Annotated in this window: 19 protein-coding genes; 6 read left to right on the top strand and 13 right to left on the bottom strand. The window is 41.6% G+C overall.

The window, feature by feature from the left end; translation table 11 throughout:
• Positions 1–32: 32 nt before the first annotated feature.
• The gene (locus tag LPA49_RS06820) at positions 33–1,331 is read left to right on the top strand and encodes a PAS domain-containing methyl-accepting chemotaxis protein (protein ID WP_036972379.1); all 1,299 of its coding nucleotides are present in this window, start codon (positions 33–35) and stop codon (positions 1,329–1,331) included.
• A 541-nt stretch (positions 1,332–1,872) separates the two neighbouring features.
• Positions 1,873–2,127: a YfhL family 4Fe-4S dicluster ferredoxin gene (locus LPA49_RS06815; RefSeq protein WP_065978819.1), complete on the top strand. Its 255-nt coding sequence runs from the start codon at positions 1,873–1,875 to the stop codon at positions 2,125–2,127.
• Positions 2,128–2,191: 64 nt separating this feature from the next.
• On the opposite strand, the gene LPA49_RS06810 is transcribed toward LPA49_RS06815, so the two are convergent.
• A complete protein-coding gene (locus tag LPA49_RS06810) occupies positions 2,192–2,443 on the bottom strand; it encodes a TIGR03643 family protein (RefSeq protein ID WP_036972356.1) in 252 nt (83 codons plus the stop codon).
• Between the two features lie 45 nt (positions 2,444–2,488).
• A complete protein-coding gene (locus LPA49_RS06805; RefSeq protein WP_230236121.1) occupies positions 2,489–3,373 on the bottom strand; it encodes a LysR family transcriptional regulator in 885 nt (294 codons plus the stop codon).
• A 102-nt stretch (positions 3,374–3,475) separates the two neighbouring features.
• Here LPA49_RS06805 and LPA49_RS06800 point away from each other — a divergent pair, with 102 nt between their 5' ends.
• The 3 genes from LPA49_RS06800 to LPA49_RS06790 all read left to right on the top strand — a co-directional run bounded on the left by LPA49_RS06800 (position 3,476) and on the right by LPA49_RS06790 (position 5,906).
• Positions 3,476–4,105, top strand: coding sequence for an NAD(P)-dependent oxidoreductase (locus LPA49_RS06800; protein WP_036972354.1), 630 nt, complete (start codon positions 3,476–3,478; stop codon positions 4,103–4,105).
• A gap of 62 nt (positions 4,106–4,167) precedes the next feature.
• On the top strand, positions 4,168–5,190 hold the full coding sequence (locus tag LPA49_RS06795) for a kelch repeat-containing protein (protein ID WP_074988567.1): 1,023 nt from the start codon (positions 4,168–4,170) through the stop codon (positions 5,188–5,190).
• On the top strand, positions 5,187–5,906 hold the full coding sequence (locus LPA49_RS06790) for a Sir2 family NAD-dependent protein deacetylase (RefSeq protein WP_036972352.1): 720 nt from the start codon (positions 5,187–5,189) through the stop codon (positions 5,904–5,906). The genes LPA49_RS06795 and LPA49_RS06790 overlap by 4 nt, the downstream gene beginning before the upstream one ends.
• A 40-nt stretch (positions 5,907–5,946) precedes the next feature.
• Here the strand turns inward: LPA49_RS06790 and LPA49_RS06785 are convergent, their stop codons facing one another.
• The 7 genes from LPA49_RS06785 to LPA49_RS06755 form a co-directional block, all read right to left on the bottom strand.
• Positions 5,947–7,542 (bottom strand): carboxylesterase/lipase family protein, encoded by a 1,596-nt coding sequence (locus tag LPA49_RS06785; RefSeq protein WP_230236119.1) that lies wholly within the window; start codon positions 7,540–7,542, stop codon positions 5,947–5,949.
• 179 nt (positions 7,543–7,721) lie between these two features.
• Positions 7,722–8,717: a DUF4382 domain-containing protein gene (locus LPA49_RS06780; RefSeq protein ID WP_065978933.1), complete on the bottom strand. Its 996-nt coding sequence runs from the start codon at positions 8,715–8,717 to the stop codon at positions 7,722–7,724.
• Positions 8,718–8,998: 281 nt separating this feature from the next.
• Entirely contained in the window at positions 8,999–9,514 is a 516-nt protein-coding gene (locus tag LPA49_RS06775; protein WP_180311718.1) for a GNAT family N-acetyltransferase, read from the bottom strand.
• 4 nt (positions 9,515–9,518) lie between these two features.
• Positions 9,519–10,862, bottom strand: coding sequence for an N-succinylarginine dihydrolase (gene astB, locus LPA49_RS06770; RefSeq protein WP_230236117.1), 1,344 nt, complete (start codon positions 10,860–10,862; stop codon positions 9,519–9,521).
• A gap of 49 nt (positions 10,863–10,911) precedes the next feature.
• Positions 10,912–11,142, bottom strand: coding sequence for a helix-turn-helix domain-containing protein (locus tag LPA49_RS06765; protein WP_036972346.1), 231 nt, complete (start codon positions 11,140–11,142; stop codon positions 10,912–10,914).
• A 401-nt stretch (positions 11,143–11,543) separates the two neighbouring features.
• Entirely contained in the window at positions 11,544–12,554 is a 1,011-nt protein-coding gene (locus tag LPA49_RS06760; RefSeq protein ID WP_036972344.1) for a zinc-binding alcohol dehydrogenase family protein, read from the bottom strand.
• 93 nt (positions 12,555–12,647) lie between these two features.
• On the bottom strand, positions 12,648–13,079 hold the full coding sequence (locus LPA49_RS06755) for a MarR family winged helix-turn-helix transcriptional regulator (protein WP_036972343.1): 432 nt from the start codon (positions 13,077–13,079) through the stop codon (positions 12,648–12,650).
• Positions 13,080–13,200: 121 nt separating this feature from the next.
• Here LPA49_RS06755 and LPA49_RS06750 point away from each other — a divergent pair, with 121 nt between their 5' ends.
• A complete protein-coding gene (locus LPA49_RS06750) occupies positions 13,201–13,629 on the top strand; it encodes an organic hydroperoxide resistance protein (protein WP_036972342.1) in 429 nt (142 codons plus the stop codon).
• Positions 13,630–13,667: 38 nt separating this feature from the next.
• Here the strand turns inward: LPA49_RS06750 and LPA49_RS06745 are convergent, their stop codons facing one another.
• From LPA49_RS06745 to LPA49_RS06730, 4 genes are all read right to left on the bottom strand, one after another.
• Complete coding sequence (locus tag LPA49_RS06745) at positions 13,668–14,066, bottom strand: alkyl sulfatase C-terminal domain-containing protein (RefSeq protein WP_230236115.1); 399 nt, start codon at positions 14,064–14,066, stop codon at positions 13,668–13,670.
• A 60-nt stretch (positions 14,067–14,126) separates the two neighbouring features.
• Positions 14,127–15,218 (bottom strand): alkyl sulfatase dimerization domain-containing protein, encoded by a 1,092-nt coding sequence (locus tag LPA49_RS22355; RefSeq protein WP_326847788.1) that lies wholly within the window; start codon positions 15,216–15,218, stop codon positions 14,127–14,129.
• A 207-nt stretch (positions 15,219–15,425) separates the two neighbouring features.
• The gene (locus tag LPA49_RS06735; RefSeq protein WP_230236113.1) at positions 15,426–15,638 is read right to left on the bottom strand and encodes a hypothetical protein; all 213 of its coding nucleotides are present in this window, start codon (positions 15,636–15,638) and stop codon (positions 15,426–15,428) included.
• A 25-nt stretch (positions 15,639–15,663) separates the two neighbouring features.
• Positions 15,664–17,382 (bottom strand): GMC family oxidoreductase, encoded by a 1,719-nt coding sequence (locus LPA49_RS06730; protein WP_065978936.1) that lies wholly within the window; start codon positions 17,380–17,382, stop codon positions 15,664–15,666.
• Position 17,383 lies beyond the last annotated feature (1 nt).

Raw genomic sequence — 17,383 nt, 5'->3', positions numbered from 1 at the left:
TTTAGCGTATGTAACCTAAAGGAAACCAGTTTATGTGGTTCACTAATCGCAAGTTGCTGTCTGAAATTGCTGAATTAAAAAAGCAAACAGTTGAGTTTGAAAATATAAAGCAAGAATTGAAAGAGGAAATGCTGTACTTTTTGCTAAGCAAAGATGGCCGTATTCTCGAAGTTAATCAACTATTTGCAACCGCGATAGAATACAAAGAAAGTGAGCTTGTTGGTTTAAATTTCAATGACCTGATTGTTAAAAAGTCGCTCAAAAAACCTCACACACAAAAAATGCTTTCAGCCATAAAAAAAGTGAGCCATTGGCATGGCGCTTTGCAGCTCGTAACGCAGTCTGGGCGTGAGTTATGGCTTAGAAGTATTGTACAACCAATTAATAATGAGTTAGCTGTTTACTCGGCAGAGCTTACGCGCACTATTTCTCAATCAAGAGAAAAAGAAGATATGCTTGCGGCTTTGAGTCGTTCATCTGCGGTTATCGAATTCAGCTTAGACGGTATTATTTTAAACGCCAATGATAACTTTCTGACCTCTATGGGTTACTCCAAAAGCCAAATATTGGGTAAACACCACAGTATGTTTTGCGACCCTGAAGAAGCTAAATCGAACGCTTATAAACAGTTTTGGTCTGAATTAAAACACGGACGGTTTATTTCTGATCGTTTTAAAAGATTAGATAGTTACGGTAACGAAGTATGGTTAGAAGCCTCGTACAATCCAATTCATAACAATGATGGAGAACTCTATAAAGTCGTAAAGTTTGCAACAGTAATAACCGATCAGATGCAAAGAGAATTTGCAATATCTGAAACGGCTGGTATTGCTTATGACATTTCTAAACGAACAGATGCCGACGCTGAAATAGGGTTAGGTGTCGTAAAGCAAACAATTGTTACAGTGAATAACTTATCAAAGAAACTCGAAGTAGCCAGCGAAAGTGTTAATAACCTCGACGTACAGTCGTCTAAGATTGCTCAATTAGTCGAAAGTATTAAAGGTATTGCTGATCAAACTAATTTGCTGGCATTAAACGCTGCTATAGAAGCCGCGAGGGCGGGTGACCAAGGACGAGGTTTCTCCGTTGTTGCAGATGAAGTTAGGCAACTGGCATCAAGAACGAGTTTGGCCACAGAGCAAATAATCAACGTCGTGTCTGAGAATAAAGCGCTTACTCAAGATGCGGTAACCGAAATTGAGTCGAGTTTAGCAGAGGCCAAAGATGCCTTGGAGTTATCAAATAAATCAGGCTCTGTTATTAATGATATTCAAAAAGGGGCTAAGGAAGTTGTTGAGGCCGTCGGGCAGTTTAGAACCAGTCTTTAGGTACCAATGTGCCTAAAAACTGTGTAGGCCAGAAAATGATAAATTTTCACTCCTGCTGCTGTAGTAGCTAAGCACTGAATATGCATGAACTAAGCCGTTGTTTAAAAATAGATAGATTAGCGCTTTAAAGCTATAAATATACCAACTTCCTGGTTCATGAAGGGGGCCCACAGTTATCTCTCTCGACATTACTCGGTTAAGTCCAATTTAGAACCCTTCCTCATAGCCCCATTTCTGCGAAAAATTTGTACTTTTTATGTGGTGCTTGTTAACACTACTTGTAGGGGTAAGTAAACTCTTAATGTTATAAAACAACTCACTAATCTCTTTACGCAATTTATGTTCGGTTGATGGCTCCTGACTACAGTTAATCATTCAATCTTGAATGATTAGAGAGTGATGCGGGTGTGTTGTTTGATCTAGATCAAAGCGTAGTTGCTCATTGCAAACTATATTACGCGGCTGCAATTTTTGTTACGTTTTGAAATTTTCGGTGAAGGTTTTAAAAGCGTAACTTCTTTATCTTCCTGTAAGGTTTGTCATGGCATTACTCATCAATAACAAATGTATTAACTGTGATATGTGTGATCCAGAATGTCCGAACGAAGCTATTTACATGGGCGCAAAGATTTATCAAATTGATCCTAATAAATGCACAGAGTGTGTCGGGCATTATGATAACCCGACCTGTGTTAGTGTGTGTCCTATTGATTGTATTAAGCCTGATCCAAATCACCGCGAGTCACTCGATGAGCTTGCTGAAAAATATGTACAGCTAACAACTGAGGCAACATAGCTAAGTCTGTTTGGCGTTTTTTAACAACGAATCGCTTTCGTACTAAACCGATATGTATATTAGTTTACCTGTGCTTATATTGGGTCTTACAGTAACCTCTTGAGATATCGGGGTGGCGAAGCTTTAAATGTTTGGTTTGCCTGCCTGTTGCGCGTTTTCGCCAGAGTCTAAAGCTTGAGTTTGTTAGCTGCTGGCGCATTAAAGCGATCACGCTTTTCTCATTTAAGCCAAATTGTTGCTTTATTGCTTCGAACGGGGTTCTGTCTTCCCACGCCATTTCAATGATGCGTGATATTTCGTGGTCTAAGTGCTGCATTACGACTCCTTTTTGCTAGTTGTACGTGCCTGCAGCGCATTTAGATTACAAAATATCGTGATGCCACTGCTCTGCTAAAAAGTCGATAAAGGCTCGCACTACATTTTGTTGAAAATTTCGCGATAAATACACTGCCCATATATGTGAACCGACGGTTGTATACTCTGGCAGCACTTTTATAAGCTCACCGGATAACAAATGATCATTCGCTAAATCGCAGGGTAAGTGAGCAATCCCCATTCCTTGTTTAGCTGCTTTGAGTAATACGCCCATATCATTGGCGACTATGTTGCCCTTAACGGTGACCTTTTGTGTATTACCGTTACGTTGAAACTGCCACACGTTGTGTTTTTTATGGACAAGGCAATTATGTGTGGCTAAGTCATTGGGGTCGTTTATTGTATCGTGCTGTGCTAAATACGCCTTCGATGTGCATACCGCTGTTGCTATATACATAAGCTTGCGAGCAATTAACCCTTCATCAGGCTGGTGGATATAGCGCAGGGCAATATCTACGCGGTCATCAACAAGCTGCGATAGACTATCGGACAGTAATAACTCAAACCGAGTTTGTGGATGGCGCTTGGTAAATGCTTCAATGGCCTCAAACAGTTTATGTTGCCCAAGACCAATGGGAGATGCGAGTCGAATTGTACCGACTAATTCATTGTTATGACTGTGAGCACGGCTTTGTAAGTCAGACACTTGATTTAATATTTGCTGGCAATAGCTTAGCGCTTCTTCGCCTTGAATAGTTAAACTGACTTTACGCGTTGTTCGATGAAACAATCTTAAATTAAGCCACTTTTCAATATCTTGAATATGTCTTGATACTTGTAGTCGGCTTAAACCTAAGTGTTCAGCGGCCTGTGTAAAACTCCCTGTGCGCGCCACTTCGACAAAGCTTGTAATTGAATTGAGTTTATCCATTGGTATCTTAATATGAAACAATGTGTATCTATGTAGTGTATTTATCAGTAAATGGTGAACAAGTAAACTGCTGTTAATGAAACAAACAACGGAGTATTCCTCATGAAATTAGCAGTATTAGGCGCATCAGGCTGGATTGGTAGCCACATTACTTCAGAAGCATTAACACGCGGTCACCAAGTTAATGTGTTAGTAAGAGACGCAGGTAAAGTAACCCAAGATAATGTCACGGTAACTGAATTTGATTTAACAAAAGACGATATAGCAAACGCCGCAGCAGGCAGCGATGTAGTAATTGTGGCTATTGGTGGTCGTGCTCTTGGTAATCATGAGATTGTGGCTAACAGTGCTCAACAATTACTGAGTGCATTGGCTGGCACTGGCATACGTATTTTATGGGTAGGGGGCGCCGGTAGTTTAGAGGTTGCACCGGGTGTCACGTTGATCTCTAGCCCTGATTTTCCAGCTGAATATAAAGATGAAGCACGTGCGCAAGGTGAAGCGCTTGAGGTGTTTAGAACATCAACAGCAGATACACCTTGGACCTTTGTATCCCCTGCTGCGGTAATTTATCCTGGTGATTCAGAGGGCCCTTATCGTGTAGGAGGCGACAGCTTCTTTACTGACTCAAACGGCGAAAGCAAAATATCAGTAACCGATTATGCTAAAGCCATGCTTGATGAAGCGCAATCTGCAGCACATTTAAATCAACGTATTAGTATTGCTTACTAGGCCTTTCCTCGGGCTCATAAAATGGTATTCTTAACGTCTGTTTTTAGTCGTTTATTCATCTTATGAGCCTGCTATTTTCTATTGCACTTGCAACAATTCCAGCCTTACCAGAACCGGTAGCCAATAATGCGGTTGCTAAAGTAGTTATTCATGAACAAGCTTACTTTTTAAGTTTTATGGGACTAGGTAAGGGTAAAGCACATCATGATATTCACAATAAAGTATGGGTACTCAAAGTTGGTGATGATTCTTGGCACGCAGCTAAAGAGGTACCGAGCACTCAACCTTTAACGGGTCGTTTAGCAAGTACCGCGGTAGGAGTTGGTGAACACGCTTATGTGTTTGGTGGCTATACAGTAAGCCATGATCATCAAGAGGTATCGACCCCAGATGTGTATCGTTATGATGTGATTACTAATTCATACACCCCACTTACCAGCATGCCAGTGCCGGTAGATGACAGTGTCGCTTTGGCATATAAACAACGTTATATTTATTTAGTCAGTGGTTGGCATAACGATGGTAACGTAAACTTAGTGCAAGTTTACGATATTAAAACGGATACATGGCAACAGGCTTCACCATTTTTAGGGAAACCGGTGTTTGGTCAAGCGGCTGCCATTAGCGGCAATACTATGTTGGTTTGTGATGGCGTAGAAACCAAAGCGAATGCTGATAAACGTCGCTCGTTTGCTGCGGTTCCACAGTGCCTAAAAGGAACCATTGATGCTAATAACCCCTTAAAAATTGATTGGCGAACGATTCCTCATCCCACTGGCGTGGCACATTATCGCATGGCAGCAACCAGCTTTAATGGCGATATATATATGATGGGTGGTTCAGCGAATCCCTATAATTACAATGGCATGGGTTACGATGGTAAACCAGCCCCTGCAAGCGATCATGTGTGGCGTTTTGATGTCGACAGCAATGATTGGCACGCGATGCCAAAGGCAAATACCGCCAGTATGGATCACCGCGGATTATTAGAACATCAAGGCAGTTTGTATCGCATTGGGGGCATGAACAATAACCAGCAAGTAACACCCGATGCGCTTGGCTACAAGGTACAGTTATCATTATGAATACACTCTATATCACAGGCGCAGGGGTGAGTGCCGCAAGCGGGATCCCAACTTTTCGTGGCGAAGATGGATTTTGGACCATTGGCAGCAAAAACTACACGCCGATGGAAATGGCAACACGTGCGATGTATCAAAACAACCCACGCGAATTTTTAGCGTGGTATTACCATCGCTTTGCAACGTACCGACATCACGGTCCGAACGAAGTTCATCATTGGTTGAGCGATAAAAACCTTATAACACAAAACATTGATGGCCTTGATGGAAAGGCGGGTAACACCGATTACATTGCGATTCACGGTCGTTTAGATCAAATGACGGTCTTTCACAATCAAGGTGATGAAGTGATGGCCTTTAACGCTCCATGGGATAAAGTAAACGAAGATAACTTACACCATTCATTACTTGAAGTGTTCAACATTAGTAATGAAAGTCCTATTGTTAATCAATCGTTTAAGCCGTATGTGTTGTTATTCGATGAGTATTACACCGAACTTTATCGTATTTCTGAGGCGCAGCAACGTATGCTCGATGCTAATAAAATTGTATTTATAGGCACCTCGTTTAGTGTCAATATTACGCAAATGGCACTTGATATTGCACGAAGTCAGGGAACGCCTATCGAAGTGGTAGACCCAGAACCCACGCATGTGTTTCATCCTAATGTGACTTACAAAAAAATGACGGCACTTGAGTACGTACAGCAGCAAGGTTAAAAGCTAACGAGGCGCTTATATTGTGCGCCTCGTCTATTGATTATTGTTGTTCTGCTTTTGCTTCAGTGATGTTTAACCGAGCTTGCAATGGGTCAGGTAAAAACTCTGCGGTACCTGCTTTATTCATTTGCAGTAAAAATGGCTCATCATGTTTAAACGCAGACCACTTCGGGAGTCCCGGGCCATTTGGCGTGCCTAATTTAATAAAGTTAGTAACATAACGGTGCATAATTTTAGCCGCTTGCTTGTCTTGTTCGGTGGTAACATGACCATATTTTGCTTGCACCGTGTTAAAGAAATACGGAATCTCGCTGGCATGCTCAGCTCCTGGTTTATCTAAAGTTTGCGCCACATAGCCAAAGCGGTATAAATAAGCCTGCTTGCCCATATCTGAAATGCGTTTAGCAACAAATCGAGCAGGTTCTTGCATTTGTGCATCTTGACCAATCTGATAGTTAAGCATGGGCAGTGGAGTGTCGCCATTGGCGTCGTATGTAATTCTTGCCTGTGTGCTGTGCCCAGCAAAGCTGTCGAATAAAGCGTCTTTTGAAGCAAATCCTGCAAACCCTAAATCCCTGTCTGTAGTGCCAACCATGGCTGGTATGTGGCTAAATGTCCCTTTTCTTAAACGCGTTTCGGTTGATGCACTAATAATGGTGCCATCAATAATGGGGCCACCAACATAGTTTGGTACGTCGGTATTTTGTTGGTGTAGCGTGCTTAAGTTTAGTTCATCGATAATATCTTCGGCAGGTAACTCACGAAGCGCAGCCAGCGTGTTTTCATCGCTGCCTAAAATTGTATGCTGTTTAGCAAAGTTTTCACCGATTTGTTCTGCGCTTAACACCGTGTCGTCATTACTGTGTAAAGGCCGTTGTTTAAATAGGTCTCGGCCACCAGCAGACATAATAATTGCTTGCTGAAATAAATTATTAGCAGCCGGCGTTTGCATCATCGCATGCACTGATGCACCACCTGCAGATTCACCCATTAATGTCACCTTTGATGCATCGCCACCAAATTGAGCGATATTTTTTTTCACCCATTCAAGCGCTGCAATTTGGTCCATTAATGCGTAGTTACCCAGTGCATCATTTTCAAATCGTGTGAGGGCAGGGTGCGCAAAAAAGCCGAATCGACCTAAACGATAATTAAAGCTGACAAAAATAACACCTTGTTTTGCAAAGCTTTCGCCAGAGTATACTGCTGGTGAAGCCCCACCGTTTACAAAGCCGCCACCATGGATCCAAACTACAACAGGGTAAAGGCTATCACTGTGTTTGGCGGGTTTAAACACATTCAAATACAAACAGTCTTCTGATGGCGTGGTTGCTAATGGTGCAGCATCGCCAGCAAATGGTTTTTGCATGCAATCGGGGGCATAATTTTCCAATACCTTGACACCTTGCCATTTAGTAACCGGTTGAGGGGCTCGCCAGCGTAAGTTTCCCACAGGGGGCGCTGCATAGGGAATGCCTTTATAGGCAATAACTCGCCCTTGCTGTTGTCCTTGAATAAGGCCGCCACTTACTGCTACATGGTCGGATTGTGGTTGGTCTTGGCAGCCTTGTAGAAACAGGGCTGAGCCTAACATAAGAGAGGAATAGAAAATCGATTTTAAAATACGCGATGTCATAACATAGCCCAGACTGTTTTGGTTAGGCTTATAATATTAACATATTCAAATAGCCACAACGAGAAAACCAGCACAGCAACAAGGGAAAGACTCTGTTGGTTTAGTCTTTGGCTGTTTCATATGATAAAGAATAGAAAAGCCCGCGCAAAGCGGGCTTTTAAGTGGGGTATTAACCTTTATTACTCAGGTAATGTGAATGACACTGTTAGGTCTTCACCCGATGTAACGGTAACAGGTTTAATTTGATGAAGCGTAAATTCTTGGTCTTCTGCCTCTGCATCATCAATGTGTGCAGCGCATGTGTAAGCAAGTTGGTAATCACCAGGTTGAATGAACGCAAGTTCGAACTCGTATTGATTATCTTCACTATCAAAAACCACATTAGCCGTTGCAAGTGGTGCATCTGCCGGTGTTTCGTTCTCATTTACTTCGTAGTTGTCCATTGGTGTTTCTACGTCACTGCTGTATAGGTAAACCGCGTGGCCAAACGAGCCATCTTCAGCAGCAATAGCAATATTATCGGTTTCGCAGTTAGCAATTAATACGTCGCTTACTGTGCCTTCAACATCTTGCGATTCAGCCAAGTTCTCTAAACGAACACCACGAGGCTTAAGCACAATTTCAGAACTATTTTGCGGGTCAACTAATGATTTTTTAAGGTCAAATTCAATAACAAATTCGTTACCAGCTTGATTAAGTGTGAAGCCATCAAGTTGAATTTCACCCACACCGTCGTTGCCTTTACGTTTAACGATTAATGGTTCAATGCTGTCATCTTCATACACAACATGTGATGTCATTGTTAAGTCGTTTGTATCACCATTGATAACATCAGCACGGATCCACTGATACTCGCCTGCAGGCACTTCTTCATCTTCTAAAAGAGCGAAAACATCGTCGCCTGTGTAGTCAAGTAAGTTGACCATTTCAGGTTTTGTTTCATCATCGTCTTCACGCGTTTCAAAAGTGAATTCTTCACCGCCTTGCGTTCTCAGTGTGATTGAATCAAATACGACATTGACAGCTTTTAAGCCTGTTACTGGCGCATCAGATACACCCAGAGTGAATTTAGCCATTTGCGGCTGGGCTATGTTGTCATTTTTGTCGTTGTCTGAGCCACAACCAACGAGAGCAAGTAAGATAGCGCTGCTAAGCATTGTTGACTTAAAGTTCATGATTCATTCCTTTAGTGTGTTATGTGTATGCTAGGAAGTATAAGTAACGAAAACTTAATAGAACTTGAATTGTTATTAACTCGTTGCGTTTATCAAAAAAGCAGGATGAAATATGCAGCTATCTTACATTTAAAGTATATTAATTTAACAACGTATAATGGCTTTTCTGCTTTCGCTAAACTTATAGTGTGCGTATTTTTTACTATTATTGAAAAAAAGTGAACATTCTCACCCAGGATAACAATGAAAAATTATGTCATCAGTGATTGAATTCGGCCCCATCAACGAGAGCCGATTTGCTTATAGAAATACACTGTTGCATCAAACGTACCCGCGGAACTTTTTGCAAAACCTGGGATTGAGCCCGCTTCAATGTAGTTAAGCTTACGATATAGAGTGGATGCGATATCCCCCATACGGGTATCAAGTACTAATAAACTAATCCCCATTGCGTTAGCGTCGGTTTCTAGGGTGTTCATTAATTGTTTTGCAATGCCTTGGCCTTGATAGTCGGTGTGCACCATCAGTTTTTCTACTTCACCTCGGTGCATTCCGTTTGCTTTTGAACACAAAGATAATTGAACAGAGCCAATTACTTGCTCACCTTCCATAGCTAAATAAAGGCGTCGATATGGCGTGGCTAAGTCAGTATTAACGCCTTGCCAATAGTCATGAGCTGCGTGTAATGATAACGGTGCAATAAACCCGATGGATGCACCACTTTCTACACTATTAATGAGCAGGGTATTTAACGAACTGGCGACCCCTTTTATTGAATGTACTGCTTTAATTTTCATGACGTTATTGTTGTTGAAATGGATAAACAGAGCCTAAATTAAGTAACGAGGTAAGCTCATCAAGTGCCTGATAGCTCTCAGTTAAAAGCTGAGGATCAGCAAAGTCATTGCTCGTTAATGAATCGCGATAATGTGTGTTAGCCCAATTGACTAGTTGGTCATATTTGTCGTGACTAAAGCGCACGGCAGGGTTTACCGCGTTAAGCTCGTTGGCGTTTAATGCAACACGCAAGCGTAAGCACGCAGGGCCTCCGCCATTTTGCATGCTCTGCCGTAAATCAAAAAAACGGACATGTTGTATCGGATTATCCGACAAAATTAATTCTTGAATATATTGATGCACAGCGGAGTTACGTTGGCATTCTTGTGGAGCGACTAACAGCATGCTGCCATCGGCAAGTGTAATAAGTTGGCTATTAAATAAGTAGCTGCTTACAGCATCGGTAATACTTACTTTTTGGGTCGGTACTTCAATAATATGCAGGGTTTTTTCACCGGTATAGGCTTTTTTTATTTCATCTAAGGCATGTGCTTGGTTTAAAAAAGCTTGCTCATGGCACAGTAAAACATTGCCATTTGCGACTGCAATTACATCGTTATGAAACACACCTTGGTCAATCACAACAGGGTTTTGTTGAATAAATAGCTGGCTGTGGGGTTTTAATTGGTGTAAACGAGCAACAGCCTGTGATGCCTCGAGTGTTTGCCGTGCAGGAAATTTACTTGGTTTGGGGAGTGCATTATTAAAGCTACTCGCACCAAATACAAATACCTCTAACCCCGTACCTGCATGGCTATCGCATAAACGATTATGATTGGCAGCACCTTCATCACCGAAAAAACCTTGGTCAGGCAAGTGACAGTGATGGCTAAAATAGTGGTCGTTGTTAAACATGGCTTTCAACAACGCTGTTGTCGTTGTCGGTTCTAATGAGCGGTGAAATTTGTTGTTTAAGTTTGCAGCTGTAAAATGCACTTTGCCATCAAGCGTATCAGCAGAGGGAGACACGGTTGCTGCGTTTGCAGTCCACATAGCAGACGCACTGTAACAGGCTCGCAATAAAATGGGATCGGCTTTAAATGCTTTTTCAATAATTTGCCTGTCGCTGCCAGTAAATCCCAAACGTTTTAATACGTTGATATCAGGACGAGCATGGGGTGCAAAAATACCTTGTTCTAAGCCGAGCTCATGCATTGCCTTCATTTTTTCTAACCCTTGCAATACGGCTTCTCTAGGGTTTGAATGTGATGAGGCATGACTTAATGAGGCAACATTGCCATACGATAATCCCGCGTAATTGTGTGTTGGCCCCACTAAGCCATCAAAGTTTACTTCTACTGCGTGCATACTCATTCCAATTTGTTAAATGCGTGTTTTTAAACCATACAGACTTTTTTTAAACGAAGCGAGCCAACTCCATTTCAACATTACGAAGGTGTTGTTTAAGCCGTTTTTGTGTCGCAATTAAATAAGCTTTTTGCTTATTTAATTTTGCGTGCTGTTGCCTTACAGCGTTATAAAGCGTTCTTTTGGGAATGTCATACTGTTCAGCGGCTTCGGTAATTGTAAGATGATGAACAGATACCTTTTGCAGTGCTTCTATAAATTCAGGATCGTTATTTAACATAGCGACGCTCCTTATCTGCAGTGGTATGTGGATCGTTCGGTTCATGCACATGCCATGTGCTAATATCTAAACGCCAAAGTAAGTAAAGAGTGTGATAAAAGTTAGTCACGTTCGTCTCCTTTTAGGTGCAAGTTCCTTTTTCACTATTGGAAGAACTGTGCCACTCTTTATTTTTATTTTAAATTATTTAAAATCAGTGACTTATTTTTTGTGGAAATATTTGTAGCAATCTCTAAGCACTAAAATAGTGAAGCAAGTCTTAAAAACTGCACTTTTATGATGCGGTGGGTTTTATTAAGGCAGTGCGTTATGAATATCGACAAAATAAAAAAAGAGGAGAACATAATTAGCGCTAACTCGTTAGCGCTAATTAATGGCTATGTTAACGAAAGCTGGTAACGCTAAAATCCTTCAAGCACTAACTTACCGCGTGCTTGATGCGATTCTAAAATAGCATGGGCTTTGAGTATGTTCTCGACATTTATTTTTCCTAAATGCTCACCCAAGGTGGTTTTAATGATGCCTTTATCAACAAGCTCTGAAAGTGTTGTTAGTAGTTGATGTTGAGCAATCATATCGTCGGTTTGAAACATTGAGCGGGTATACATAAACTCCCAATGAAGCGAAATACTTTTGCGCTTAAGCTTTAAAATATCGAAGCTTGCGGGGTCATCAATCAGTGCTAATTTACCCTGTGGTTTAATTACCTCGACAATACTGTCAAGGTGCTTATCGGTATGCGTTAAACTGATTACATAATCAAATTCATCAAGTTCTGCGTCAATACGTTGTTGATTGAGATCTTGGCTGTGATCTAGCACATAATCTACGCCTAAGTCGGTTAGCCATTGTACACTTTGCTGACGTGCCGCTGTGCCAACAACTGTTAAGTTTGTTAGCTGTTTAGCAAGCTGCACTAAAATTGAGCCAACCCCACCCGCTGCACCAATTACCAATACTGAGGCGGGTTTGCTGTCTTTTGATTGCGTAATTTGCAGACGGTCAAATAACAATTCCCATGCTGTAATACTGGTTAGAGGGAGGGCGGCGGCTTCTGCATTGGTTAAGCTTGCGGGTGCTTTACCAACAATGCGTTCGTCAACTAGTTGCAACTGCGCATTACTGCCTTGGCGAGTTAAATCGCCAGCATAATAGACTCGGTCGCCAACGTTAAATAATGACACGTTTTCACCAACGGCTTTTACTGTGCCTACTGCATCCCAGCCAATGACTTTATAGCCGCTTTGGGGAGAAACGTTTGCGCGGATTTTAGTGTCAACAGGGTTGACTGAAATAGCCTCAACAGCAACTAAAATATCGCTGCCCGTTGCAACTGGATCTGGTAATTCAATTGCTTGTAAGGAATGTTCACCAAGCGTTGGGGTGGCTTTGCTATAACCAAATGCTTTCATAATCGTGTCCGTTTTAGTGGGTTTTACCCACTATAACGCATTTAAATCTATTAAAAAGCGGTGTAATCGAAATTCACTTTCAAATAATTTTTGTTAATCAAGATCGCTATTTACCAAATCGAGAAGCTGAATAAGTTGCAAAGCCTGTTGCTCATTGATGCTAGGAAAGCGACAACGAATTTGTTCAGGAATACTGGCAGCGTCATCTTGTAAGGCCTTACCCTTGGCTTCGAGTTGGACTAGGCGTTTACGTTTATCTTGGCTGTCTTGGTAAATACTCAATAACGACTTTTCGCTCATCTTTTTTAAAATTTGCGTCATAGCACCGCCATCAATGGCTGTTTTTTCGAGTAATTCAGCTATGCTGATCTTGTCTTTTTCCCATAATGCCATCATCACGACGTACTGTGGGTAGGTCAAATTTAACTGGTTGAGTGAATCACGGTACGCGCGAGCAATGCTATTCGATGCCATATATAAGCGATGGCAAAGTTGGTTATCGAGTTTTAATTGCGGGTACTTCATAGTGGATTCCTTATGATCAGTGAGTGTATTTTAATTTGCATACAAAATATTTGCAATATTCAAAAAGCTGTTCTAATATATTTTGCATGCAAAATATATTCACTCACAAAGGAGAGTAATCATGAAAGAACTACAAAGCGTTGCCTATACTGCAAAAGCCACAGCAACAGGTGGCCGTGAAGGTACTGCAAAATCAGATGACGGTCGTTTAGATGTCGCATTATCAACACCTAAAGGGTTAGGTGGTGATGACGGTCAAGGCACAAACCCAGAGCAATTATTCGCAGCGGGCTATGCTGCATGCTTTATTGGTGCACTAAAATTAGTGGCAGGCCAAGCTAAAGTTAAACTACCGAGTGATACACATATCAACTCTGAAGTATCAATTGGTCCAATCGAGGGCGGGTTTGGTATTGCTGTTAAATTGGCGGTGTCAGTGGGCGATTTAGACAAAGAAACTGCGCAAACATTAGTCAATAAAGCACACGAAGTGTGCCCTTACTCAAATGCAACGCGCGGCAATATTGCTGTTGAATTATCAGTGATTTAGTATGCTGATAGGTGGGCTTAAATAGCCCACCTCCTTCGTTAAGGCTTTACTATTTCAAACCAATAGTCAAAGTTGTCAATTAAGCTAATTAATAAGGCAAATTTTTGGATATCACCTTTGAAACTGGCTTTATTGCTTTCAAGTAAGCGCTTAAAGTCGACCTGTTTCATTAAAAGTAAATCTAAATCTGCACGATTAAGCGTTAGCGTTAAATCAGCATGCTCACTTTGTGTGTTTGCTAAGTTGTTTAAGTGGGCGTTGTTTAACTCAATAACGAACTGTTCTTGGGTATCGGGCAGCTGAATATTGATAATAAACTGATGTTGAGCCGCTTTTTCGGCATTTAATCTCACACCTAAATAGTCAAAGACGAGTTCAGTACTCATTGCTTTGATGATGTCTGGCCCAATTTCTGTTTTATTTACACTGCTTGGCATGCCATTTCTAAGCTCATAAGCTGCAGATAAGTATGCATTTCTCCAACCTGCATTTTCAGCTTAGTAGCCTAATTGCTCTAATGTGTCAGCTTGTAATGCAATGGCTGCTTGATTCTCAGGTTCCGCATAAACTAAGTGATTTAGCAGTTCTGCTACCCATCTATATTCACCATTATTAAATGCCGTTTGTGCCTCGTTTAGCATTGCCTTGCTACCGCCTGCGAGTTTTACGTATCGTTTTGCGGAATCGGCAGGGCTGAGTTTATTAAGTGTGGCAGGGTTCATATCAAAAAAGCCAAGATACTTATTAATAATGCCTCTTACGTTGTGGCTAACAGAGCCATGATAGCCGCGGTTAAACCATTCGTTCGATAAACTTTCCGGTACTGTAAATTGGTTATGGATTTCGTTTATCGTAACCCCTTGGTTGGCTAAATTGAGAGCCTGATCATGCATGTATCCGTACATATCACGTTGTTTTTCAAGGTAATGAACAATATTCTTATTACCCCATCGAGGCCAATGGTGTGAAGCAATTAGTATGTCGGCTTGCTGAGCAAACTGTTGTAAAGTTTGGTTTATTTTTTTGCTCCATTGTGATGCATCCCTCGTTTCTGCCCCGCGAATTGTATAAATGTTGTGCATGCCTGCGACCGTGTTTTCGGCCATCCATAAAGTTTTAAATTGAGGAAACCAAGTATTCATTTCTGAAGGCGATTCGGTGTGCGGTGTGTTTTTCATTACCATTTCAATGCCGTCGACAACAATGGTTTCTTGAGGCTGTTCAATAATACGGGTAGGCGCGATTAAGCTAACATAGCCAAACGCAATCCCTTTACCTAGCGCACTATCAACTGTAGATAGTTCATTTTTACCAATAATACTTCCATATTGATACCCAGCGCGACGCTGCATTGCATTGCCAGCCAAAACAGACTCTTTTACAACGTGTTCCATAAAGTGTGCGGGGGCAATTACCTGTACGTCGTTATTATCGACTTGTTGTTGACTAATAATGCCTTTTACCCCGCCAAAATGATCGGCATGTGCATGACTGTAAACAATGGCTTTAATGGGTCTATCACCTAGGTGCTTCGTTATTAAATCGTGTGCTGCTTTGGCTGTTTCAGGAACGGTAAGGGGGTCAAATATAATCTATCCGGTATCGCCTTTGACATAAGTTACATTCGCTAAATCAAAGCCTCTTACCTGATATATATGCTCAGAAACTTTAAAAAGTCCGTAATTTAGATTAAGTAACGCCTGGCGATGAAGGCTTGGGTTTATGGAGGGGATAAAGTCGTGTTCTTTTAAAAAATCAAATTGATTGAAGTCCCAAATAACCTCACCATTTGCATTTTATATGTGCTTATTTTGGAGTTTAGCAATGAGTCCTTTACTGGCAAGTGCAAAGTCAGTTTTATCATTAAAAGGGAGTGTTTGTAACAACTGTTGGTTTTTTTGAACGGTGAATTTACTTGCAGGTTTACTCGTTAGGTCACTTTCTTCTTGTGTGTAATGAGTACACATTACACACGCTAATAGGCTGAGATTTATTAATTTTGTTATCATTTTTGTGTCCTTGGTGTTGTTCATTTTATACATTTTTTATTTGTGCCAATAAATCACCCGAGCCTGTGAGAGATGATGTTTGACCGGCTAAAGGTTCGCTGAACGAAATGGGCTTGATTGTTTTTGCGCGTTGCTCATCAAAAACAGGTATTTGGCTCATCGCAAACTCAGAGAGGGCAGTAATGGTTAAAGAAGGGTTAACGCCTAAGTTACCCGGAATAATTGAACCGTCGATAACGCGTAGGTTTTTGTAACCGAAAACTTCACCAGAGGTGTCGACCACGCCTGTTTGCGCATCGGCACCCATAGCTACGCCGCTCATGATATGTGCCGTCATGGGGGCTCCAAATAACACTTCGGTTAATGCTGAACCGGGTACGCCGCCCAGTTTCTCCGCATAGCGTTTGGTGGCTTCTTCTGCTTTTGGAAATGAGACTGTCAGTGGGGTATCTTCGGCTTTTTGTACTGCGGTGATACCCTTTTTAAATAATCGATACCATTTTCGACGCCACTCAAGGTGGATAAAAGCTTCTGATTTTTGCATCACTAAGAACAAAATAGAGCTGCGAGCTTTTCCCTTCGGCCTGAGTACTTTGGCGGTTTTAATTGGATGGCGTACTGTGTTTAGTAAAAATTTTGCAATACGTTTAACTCCTGTGCCTGTCACCATTGGCACGTAAGGCAAATAGAGCCAGGTACCATCTGAGCCTTCTCGAAAACGACAAATCTCAATATTGGTGTCTTTATCTACAGAAATAAATGAACTGATTGCAACGCCGTCATCCACTTTTTTAGTTGTATTGTTTGCGGTTGTGAGCGTTTCTGAGTTAGTGCGAATTTGTTGCCCAAGCCATCGCGAAATATGGGGAAGTGTTTTATCTTGGTCTCGCATTTTCAATAGCAACGGTACTGTGCCCATTACGCCTGCACTTAGCACTACTCCGCGGGTTTTTAGGGTGTAGATATGGCTGTTTTTATGGCTCGTATCTTTTATTTTAATTTTATAGCCTGCACTGCCATCGTCATTAAGAGGCGTGATTTTAATGACTTCGGAGCTAGGTCTAATTTCAACCCCGTTTCGCTGTGCAAAAAAGAGGTAGTTTTTCATTAGCGTATTTTTGGCATTGTTACGACAGCCAATCATACAACTGCCACAGTAGTTGCAGGTGTGACGACGTGGGCCATCGCCATTAAAGTAAGGATCGGGTACTTCTTTATTGTACGCTTCACCGGGCTTGGCAAATAGTACTCCCGTATTGACGGTTTTAAATGAGCTGCCTTGGCCCATTTCTTCTGCCACATGTTTGAGTGTGTCATCGGCGACATTGGTGTAGGTGTTTTTGGCACTGCCGAGCATGCGCTGAGCAAGCCCATAATAGGGCATTAAGCTTTCTTTCCAGTCTGGCTTTATACGTGTCCATGCGGGAGATTGAAATACTTCGTCATCCGGTATTAAATGCACATTAGCATAAATTTGCGAACCTCCCCCGACACCCACACCGTGTAACACGGTGACTTTATTGGTAAACGAAAATTGAATACAGCCTTTTAAACCAATTTCGGGTTGCCACATGTAGTTTTTAATATCTAAATTGGTTTTTGGGAACGCTTTATCATCTCGGCGTAGGCCTTTTTCGAGTACTAAAACCCGATTGCCTTTTTCACTTAAACGCAAGGCACTCACGGAGCCACCAAAGCCTGAACCAATAACTATTTGGTCAAAATCAAAATTATCTTGCTGCATT

Origin of the sequence: Pseudoalteromonas sp. MB41, assembly GCF_020966275.1 — a bacterium.
GTDB classification, from domain to species: Bacteria; Pseudomonadota; Gammaproteobacteria; order Enterobacterales; family Alteromonadaceae; genus Pseudoalteromonas; species Pseudoalteromonas lipolytica.
This window is presented reverse-complemented; position numbering and strand designations above follow the sequence as displayed.

What these genes read in the sequence shown, in the direction of transcription:
- LPA49_RS06820 (WP_036972379.1), top strand. Translation starts at nt 33, where the DNA reads ATGTGGTTCACTAATCGCAAGTTGCTGTCTGAAATTGCTGAATTAAAA.
- LPA49_RS06815 (WP_065978819.1), top strand. Translation starts at nt 1,873, where the DNA reads ATGGCATTACTCATCAATAACAAATGTATTAACTGTGATATGTGTGAT.
- LPA49_RS06810 (WP_036972356.1), bottom strand. Translation starts at nt 2,443, where the DNA reads ATGCAGCACTTAGACCACGAAATATCACGCATCATTGAAATGGCGTGG.
- LPA49_RS06805 (WP_230236121.1), bottom strand. Translation starts at nt 3,373, where the DNA reads ATGGATAAACTCAATTCAATTACAAGCTTTGTCGAAGTGGCGCGCACA.
- LPA49_RS06800 (WP_036972354.1), top strand. Translation starts at nt 3,476, where the DNA reads ATGAAATTAGCAGTATTAGGCGCATCAGGCTGGATTGGTAGCCACATT.
- LPA49_RS06795 (WP_074988567.1), top strand. Translation starts at nt 4,168, where the DNA reads ATGAGCCTGCTATTTTCTATTGCACTTGCAACAATTCCAGCCTTACCA.
- LPA49_RS06790 (WP_036972352.1), top strand. Translation starts at nt 5,187, where the DNA reads ATGAATACACTCTATATCACAGGCGCAGGGGTGAGTGCCGCAAGCGGG.
- LPA49_RS06785 (WP_230236119.1), bottom strand. Translation starts at nt 7,542, where the DNA reads ATGACATCGCGTATTTTAAAATCGATTTTCTATTCCTCTCTTATGTTA.
- LPA49_RS06780 (WP_065978933.1), bottom strand. Translation starts at nt 8,717, where the DNA reads ATGAACTTTAAGTCAACAATGCTTAGCAGCGCTATCTTACTTGCTCTC.
- LPA49_RS06775 (WP_180311718.1), bottom strand. Translation starts at nt 9,514, where the DNA reads ATGAAAATTAAAGCAGTACATTCAATAAAAGGGGTCGCCAGTTCGTTA.
- astB (WP_230236117.1), bottom strand. Translation starts at nt 10,862, where the DNA reads ATGCACGCAGTAGAAGTAAACTTTGATGGCTTAGTGGGGCCAACACAC.
- LPA49_RS06765 (WP_036972346.1), bottom strand. Translation starts at nt 11,142, where the DNA reads ATGTTAAATAACGATCCTGAATTTATAGAAGCACTGCAAAAGGTATCT.
- LPA49_RS06760 (WP_036972344.1), bottom strand. Translation starts at nt 12,554, where the DNA reads ATGAAAGCATTTGGTTATAGCAAAGCCACCCCAACGCTTGGTGAACAT.
- LPA49_RS06755 (WP_036972343.1), bottom strand. Translation starts at nt 13,079, where the DNA reads ATGAAGTACCCGCAATTAAAACTCGATAACCAACTTTGCCATCGCTTA.
- LPA49_RS06750 (WP_036972342.1), top strand. Translation starts at nt 13,201, where the DNA reads ATGAAAGAACTACAAAGCGTTGCCTATACTGCAAAAGCCACAGCAACA.
- LPA49_RS06745 (WP_230236115.1), bottom strand. Translation starts at nt 14,066, where the DNA reads ATGCCAAGCAGTGTAAATAAAACAGAAATTGGGCCAGACATCATCAAA.
- LPA49_RS06735 (WP_230236113.1), bottom strand. Translation starts at nt 15,638, where the DNA reads ATGATAACAAAATTAATAAATCTCAGCCTATTAGCGTGTGTAATGTGT.
- LPA49_RS06730 (WP_065978936.1), bottom strand. Translation starts at nt 17,382, where the DNA reads ATGCAGCAAGATAATTTTGATTTTGACCAAATAGTTATTGGTTCAGGC.